Origin of the sequence: Pseudomonas sp. BN102 (assembly GCF_029871245.1) — a bacterium.
In the GTDB taxonomy this organism is placed as follows: domain Bacteria; phylum Pseudomonadota; class Gammaproteobacteria; order Pseudomonadales; family Pseudomonadaceae; genus Metapseudomonas.
Genome location: NZ_SSON01000047.1, coordinates 1 through 5477 on the forward strand (window position 1 = coordinate 1; position 5477 = coordinate 5477).

Consider the following 5477-nt stretch of genomic DNA (forward strand, 5'->3'; position numbering starts at 1 on the left):
GAGCTGATGCGCTACCTGCGCAAGCTGGCGGACAAGGACCTGGCGCTGGACCGCAGCATGATCCCGCTGGGTTCCTGCACCATGAAGCTGAACGCCGCCAGCGAGATGATCCCGGTGACCTGGGCCGAGTTCGGTGCCCTGCACCCCTTCGCTCCCGCCGAACAGAGCGCCGGCTACCTGGAGCTGACCAGCGAACTGGAAGCCATGCTGTGCAAGGCCACCGGCTATGACGCCGTGTCCCTCCAGCCCAACGCCGGCTCCCAGGGCGAATACGCCGGTCTGCTGGCGATCCGCGCCTACCACGCCAGCCGTGGGGAAGGGCAGCGTGACATCTGCCTGATCCCGCAATCGGCCCACGGCACCAACCCCGCCACCGCCCAGATGGCCGGCATGCGCGTGGTGGTGACCGCCTGCGACGCCCGTGGCAACGTGGACATCGCCGACCTCAAGGCAAAGGCCGAGGAGCACAAGGACCGCCTCGCCGCACTGATGATCACCTACCCGTCCACCCACGGCGTGTTCGAGGAAGGCATCCGCGAAATCTGCGACATCATCCATGCCAACGGCGGCCAGGTGTACATCGACGGCGCCAACATGAACGCCATGGTCGGCCTCTGCGCCCCGGGCCAGTTCGGCGGTGACGTGTCCCACCTCAACCTGCACAAGACCTTCTGCATCCCCCACGGCGGCGGCGGCCCCGGCGTCGGCCCGATCGGCGTGAAAGCCCACCTCGCGCCCTTCCTGCCCGGCCACGCGCACATGGCACGCAAGGAAGGCGCCGTCAGCGCCGCGCCCTTCGGCAGCGCCAGCATCCTGCCCATCACCTGGATGTACATCCGCATGATGGGCGGCGAAGGCCTCAAGCGTGCCTCGCAGCTGGCGATCCTCAGCGCCAACTACATCGCCCGCCGCCTGGAGGAGCACTACCCGGTGCTCTACACCGGCGAGAACGGCCTGGTGGCCCACGAGTGCATCCTCGACCTGCGCCCGCTCAAGGAGAGCAGCGGCATCAGCGTCGACGACGTGGCCAAGCGCCTGATCGACTACGGCTTCCATGCCCCGACCATGTCCTTCCCGGTCGCCGGCACCCTGATGGTGGAACCCACCGAGAGCGAGTCGAAGGAAGAGCTGGACCGCTTCTGCGAGGCCATGATCCGCATCCGCGAGGAAATCCGCGCGGTGGAGCGTGGCGAGCTGGACGCCGAGGACAATCCGCTGAAGAACGCCCCGCACACCGCCCAGGAACTGGTCGGCGAGTGGACCCACCGCTACAGCCGCGAGCTGGCGGTGTATCCGCTGCCGTCGCTGGAAGAGGTCAAGTACTGGCCGCCGGTGGGCCGCGTGGACAACGTCTATGGCGACCGCAACCTGGCGTGCGCCTGCCCGCCGATGGCGGTGTACCAGGACGCCTGATCACGGATGGCGCGATCTCTGTGTGGGCGAATTCATTCGCTATGGGCTGCGCAGCAGCCCCTGATGATTCCGTCGGGCAGGCCTGCGGCCTGCTCAGCGAATGAATTCGCCCCCACAAGGTCATTGCCGACCCTTACCGAACAAGAAGGAAACCACCATGTTCCACAAGAGCCTCACCCTGTCCGACTTCGATCCTGCGCTGTTCGACGCCATCCGTCGCGAAGCCCAGCGCCAGGAAGACCACATAGAACTGATCGCCTCGGAGAACTACACCAGCCCGCAAGTGATGCAGGCCCAGGGCACCGAACTGACCAACAAGTATGCCGAGGGCTATCCGGGCAAGCGCTACTACGGTGGCTGCGAATACGTCGACGTCGTCGAGCAGCTTGCGATAGACAGAGCCAAGGCGCTGTTCGGCGCCGACTATGCCAACGTCCAGCCGCACTCCGGCTCCCAGGCCAACGCGGCGGTCTACCTGGCGCTGCTGCAAGCCGGCGACACCATCCTCGGCATGAGCCTGGCCCACGGCGGCCACCTGACCCACGGCGCCAAGGTGTCGTCCTCCGGCAAGCTCTACAACGCCGTGCAGTACGGCATCGACGGCAACGGCCTGATCGATTACGACGAAGTGGAGCGCCTGGCCACCCTGCACAAGCCGAAGGTCCTGGTCGCCGGCTTCTCCGCCTATTCGAAGACCCTGGACTTCCCGCGCTTCCGCGCCATCGCCGACAAGGTCGGTGCCTACCTGTTCGTCGACATGGCCCACGTCGCTGGCCTGGTGGCCGCCGGCCTCTACCCGAACCCGCTGCCCTATGCCGACGTAGTCACCACCACCACCCACAAGACCCTGCGCGGTCCGCGCGGTGGCCTGATCCTGGCCCGGGCCAACCCGGAGCTGGAGAAGAAGCTCAACGCCGCGGTGTTCCCGGGCGGGCAGGGCGGTCCGCTGATGCACGTGATCGCCGCCAAGGCGGTGTGTTTCAAGGAGGCGCTGGACCCGTCCTTCAAGGACTACCAGGCCCAGGTGATCAAGAACGCCCAGGCCATGGCCAACGTGTTCATGGAGCGTGGCTACGACGTGGTTTCCGGCGGCACCGACAACCACCTGTTCCTGGTCAGCCTGATCCGCCAGGGCATCACCGGAAAGGACGCCGACGCCGCCCTCGGCCGTGCCGGCATCACGGTGAACAAGAACGCCGTGCCCAACGACCCGCAATCGCCCTTCGTCACTTCCGGCCTGCGCATCGGCACCCCGGCGTCGACCACCCGTGGCTTCCAGGTGCCAGAGTGCCGCGCCCTGGCCAGCTGGATCTGCGACATCCTCGACCACCTCGGCGATGCCGATGTCGAGGCGCAGGTGGCCAGGCAGGTGGCGGCGCTCTGCGCGCGTTTCCCGGTGTATCCGGCCTGACCGCCGGCAGGGCTTTCTGGGAGTCGAGATATGTCGCTAAGCGTTTTCGATCTGTTCAAGGTGGGCATCGGCCCCTCCAGCTCCCACACCGTGGGGCCGATGCGTGCCGCCTCGCGCTTCGTCCTCGGGCTGAAGTCGGACGGGCTGCTGGGCCGGGTGGCGAGCGTGAAGGCGGAGCTTTACGGCTCCCTCGGCGCCACCGGCAAGGGCCACGGCAGCGACAAGGCCGTGCTGCTGGGGCTGGAGGGCGAATACCCGGACCTGGTGGATACCGGTACCGTGGATGCGCGCCTGGCAACCATCCGCAGTAGCGGCGCGATCAACCTGCTGGGGGAAAAGCCCATCCGCTTCGTGGAGAAGGAGCACCTGGCGTTGATCCGCAAGCCGCTCCCCTACCACCCCAATGGCATGGTCTTCCGCGCCTTCGACGACGCCGGCATCCAGATCCGTTCGCGCGAGTACTACTCGGTGGGCGGCGGCTTCGTGGTGGACGAGGAAGCCGCCGGGCTGGATCGCATCGTCGAAGACCGCACGCCGCTGCCCTATCGCTTCAAGTCCGGCAAGGAAATGCTCGCCCATTGCAGCGCCAGCGGGCTCTCCATCAGCGACCTGATGCGCGAGAACGAGAAGGCCTGGCGTACGCCTGAAGAAACCAGCGACGGCTTGATGAAGATCTGGCAGGTGATGCAGGACTGCGTGAAGGCCGGCTGCCGCAAGGAAGGCATCATGCCCGGCGGGCTCAAGGTCAAGCGCCGCGCCGCCGCGCTCTACCGCCAGCTCAGCGAGCATCCGGAAGCCAGCCTCAAGGACAGCCTGGCGGTGCTGGACTGGGTCAACCTCTACGCCCTGGCGGTGAACGAGGAGAATGCCAGCGGCGGCCGCGTGGTCACCGCGCCCACCAACGGCGCGGCGGGCATCGTCCCGGCGGTGCTGCATTACTACACGCGCTTCATCCCCGGTGCCAATGACGACGGCGTCGAGCGCTTCCTGCTCACCGCCGCCGCCATCGGCATCCTCTACAAGGAGAACGCCTCGATCTCCGGCGCCGAAGTCGGCTGCCAGGGCGAGGTCGGCGTGGCCTGCTCGATGGCCGCCGGCGCGCTCTGCGAAGTCATGGGCGGCACCCCGCAGCAGGTGGAGAACGCCGCCGAGATCGGCATGGAGCACAACCTCGGCCTGACCTGCGATCCGGTCGGCGGGCTGGTCCAGGTGCCCTGCATCGAGCGCAACGCCATGGGCTCGGTGAAGGCGATCAACGCCGCGCGCATGGCCCTGCGCGGCGACGGCCAGCACTTCATCTCGCTGGACAAGGTGATCCGCACCATGCGCCAGACCGGCGCCGACATGAAGAGCAAATACAAGGAAACCGCCCGCGGTGGGCTGGCGGTGAACATCATCGAATGCTGAAGAGCGCCCTCTCCCCAACCCTCTCCCGCACGCGGGAGAGGGGGCTTGTCTCCCCTCTCCCTGCAGGGAGAGGGGCCGGGGGAGAGGGCCGCCCCAACCCGCACTGACTTTGACTTTGGAGCCGTACATGACCGACCTCGCCCAAACCCCGCTGCACGCCCTGCACCTCGAACTCGGCGCACGCATGGTGCCCTTCGCCGGCTACGACATGCCGGTGCAATACCCCCTCGGCGTGCTCAAGGAGCACCTGCACACCCGTGCACAGGCCGGCCTGTTCGACGTCTCCCACATGGGCCAGATCATCCTGCGTGGCGCCAATGCGGCCCGGGCGCTGGAAAGCCTGGTGCCGGTGGACATCCTCGACCTGCCGGTGGGCATGCAGCGCTACGCCATGTTCACCGACGAGAACGGCGGCATCCTCGACGACCTGATGGTGGCCCGCCTGGCCGAGGACGAACTGTTCGTGGTGGTCAATGCCGCCTGCAAAGAGCAGGACCTGGCCCACCTGCAACAGCACCTGGCCGGCCAGTGCCAGATCGAGTCGCTGTTCGAATCCCGCGCGCTGCTGGCGCTGCAAGGCCCGGCCGCGGTGGAGGTGCTCGGCCGCCTCGCCCCGGCAGTGCGCCAGATGACCTTCATGCAGTTCGGCAGCGTGCGCCTGGAAGGCGTGGACTGCTTCGTCAGCCGCTCCGGCTACACCGGCGAAGACGGTTACGAGATCTCCGTCCCCGTGGCCCAGGCCGAAGCCCTGGCCCGTACCCTGCTGGCCCAGCCGGAGGTCGAGCCGATTGGCCTCGGTGCCCGCGACTCGCTGCGCCTGGAAGCCGGCCTGTGCCTCTATGGCCATGACATGAGCAGCGCGACCACGCCGATCGAGGCCAGCCTGACCTGGGCCATTTCCAAGGCCCGTCGCGCCGATGGCGCCCGTGCCGGCGGCTTCCCCGGCGCCGGGCGCATCTTCGCGCAACAGCGCGACGGCGTGACCGGCAAGCGCGTCGGCCTGCTGCCCCTGGAGCGCGTACCGGTGCGCGAGGGTGCCGAGATCGTCGACGCCGAAGGCGCCACCATCGGCCGCGTCTGCAGCGGCGGCTTCGGCCCCAGCCTGGGCGCGCCCGTGGCCATGGGCTTCGTCGCCGCCCGCCATGCGGCCCTGGACAGCGAGGTCTGGGCCCTGGTGCGCGGCAAGCGCGTGGCCATGAAGGTGGCCAAGACCCCCTTCGTGCCGCAGCGCTACTACCGCGGCTGA

At 67.9% G+C, this 5477-nt stretch carries 4 protein-coding genes; all 4 read left to right on the top strand.

Features of this window, described 5'->3' with window-relative positions:
- Positions 1 to 1413, top strand: a 1413-nt coding sequence (gene gcvPB / locus E8F12_RS09010) for an aminomethyl-transferring glycine dehydrogenase subunit GcvPB (protein ID WP_280324900.1), incomplete at its 5' end; no start/stop codon positions are given.
- Between the two features lie 157 nt (positions 1414 to 1570).
- On the top strand, positions 1571 to 2824 hold the full coding sequence (gene glyA, locus E8F12_RS09015) for a serine hydroxymethyltransferase (protein WP_280324901.1): 1254 nt from the start codon (positions 1571 to 1573) through the stop codon (positions 2822 to 2824).
- 30 nt (positions 2825 to 2854) lie between these two features.
- A complete protein-coding gene (locus E8F12_RS09020; RefSeq protein ID WP_280324902.1) occupies positions 2855 to 4231 on the top strand; it encodes an L-serine ammonia-lyase in 1377 nt (458 codons plus the stop codon).
- 127 nt (positions 4232 to 4358) lie between these two features.
- Entirely contained in the window at positions 4359 to 5477 is a 1119-nt protein-coding gene (gene gcvT / locus E8F12_RS09025; protein WP_280323374.1) for a glycine cleavage system aminomethyltransferase GcvT, read from the top strand.

Excerpts from the sequence above, each read along its gene's own strand:
- gcvT (WP_280323374.1), top strand. The coding sequence starts at position 4,359 with ATGACCGACCTCGCCCAAACCCCGCTGCACGCCCTGCACCTCGAACTC.
- E8F12_RS09020 (WP_280324902.1), top strand. The coding sequence starts at position 2,855 with ATGTCGCTAAGCGTTTTCGATCTGTTCAAGGTGGGCATCGGCCCCTCC.
- glyA (WP_280324901.1), top strand. The coding sequence starts at position 1,571 with ATGTTCCACAAGAGCCTCACCCTGTCCGACTTCGATCCTGCGCTGTTC.